At 71.7% G+C, this 1034-nt stretch carries 2 protein-coding genes; both read left to right on the top strand.

Annotation, left to right across the window (positions count from 1 at the left end; genetic code table 11):
• Positions 1 to 260 precede the first annotated feature (260 nt).
• Positions 261 to 743, top strand: a complete 483-nt coding sequence (locus L0B03_RS18345; protein ID WP_208056643.1) for a CarD family transcriptional regulator — start codon at positions 261 to 263, stop codon at positions 741 to 743.
• Positions 744 to 783: 40 nt separating this feature from the next.
• Positions 784 to 1034: NTP transferase domain-containing protein (locus tag L0B03_RS18340; RefSeq protein WP_250448508.1), on the top strand; the 251-nt coding region annotated here is incomplete at its 3' end.

Below are 1034 nucleotides of genomic sequence, written 5' to 3'. Positions count from 1 at the left end.
CGAGGCCGACCGAGGCGGCGCGACGCAGCCCGGGACGGCGGCGGGCGAGGGCGGGACGGCGGTGCTGCGGGCTGGCCACGGAGAGCTCCTGGGACGCGTCTGGGAAGGGCGCTGGGACGGTGCCCCAGCCTAGTGCGTCCTCGCGCGCGCGTGCCCCTGGTCCGTGACCGGGCGCTGACCTGCACAAACAGGGGTCCGGGCAGGTCGGTGCACGGTCAAGGCGTGTTAACATGGGCATCCGCGAAAGGGGACGCCTCCACATGACCTTCACCGTAGGCGAGACCGTTGTCTACCCGCACCACGGGGCAGCGCTGATCGAAGAGATCAAGACCAGGACCATCCGTGGCGAGGACAAGATGTACCTCAAGCTCAAGGTGGCGCAGGGAGACCTGACCATCGAGGTGCCCGCGGAGAACGTCGACCTCGTGGGTGTCCGCGACGTCGTCGGGCAGGAGGGGCTCGAGAAGGTCTTCGACGTCCTGCGTGCCCCGTACACCGAGGAGCCGACCAACTGGTCGCGCCGCTACAAGGCCAACCTCGAGAAGCTGGCCTCGGGCGACGTCATCAAGGTCGCCGAGGTCGTCCGCGACCTCTCGCGTCGTGACGCGGACCGCGGCCTCTCGGCCGGCGAGAAGCGCATGCTGGCCAAGGCCCGTCAGATCCTCGTCTCGGAGCTCGCCCTGGCCGAGCACACCGAGGAGGAGAAGGCCGAGGCCATCCTCGACGAGGTCCTGGCCTCCTGATCTCGACGGCTGCCTCGCCGCAGCCGCAGGAGCCCCTCTGATGGACCGACCCCGGGAGCAGCAGGTCGTGGCGCCCGTGGTCGCCGTCCTGACGGCCGCCGGCAGCGGCCTGCGCCTCGGCAGCCCCTTGCCGAAGGCTCTGGTCGAGGTCGACGGCGTACCGCTGGTCGCCCGGGCGGCGGTAGGCCTCGTCGAGGCCTACCCCTTCTCCCGGCTCGTGATCACCGCCCCCGAGGGCTCGGTCGCCGCGGTCGCCGACGCGGTGCGCGGGGCCCTCGCGGCCGTCCCAGG

Source organism: Actinotalea sp. C106, assembly GCF_023630195.1.
In the GTDB taxonomy this organism is placed as follows: Bacteria; Actinomycetota; Actinomycetes; order Actinomycetales; family Cellulomonadaceae; genus Actinotalea.
The sequence above is the reverse complement of the archived record's forward strand: the minus strand, read 5'-3'. Positions and strand labels throughout refer to the sequence as shown.

Excerpts from the sequence above, each read along its gene's own strand:
- L0B03_RS18345 (WP_208056643.1), top strand. The coding sequence starts at position 261 with ATGACCTTCACCGTAGGCGAGACCGTTGTCTACCCGCACCACGGGGCA.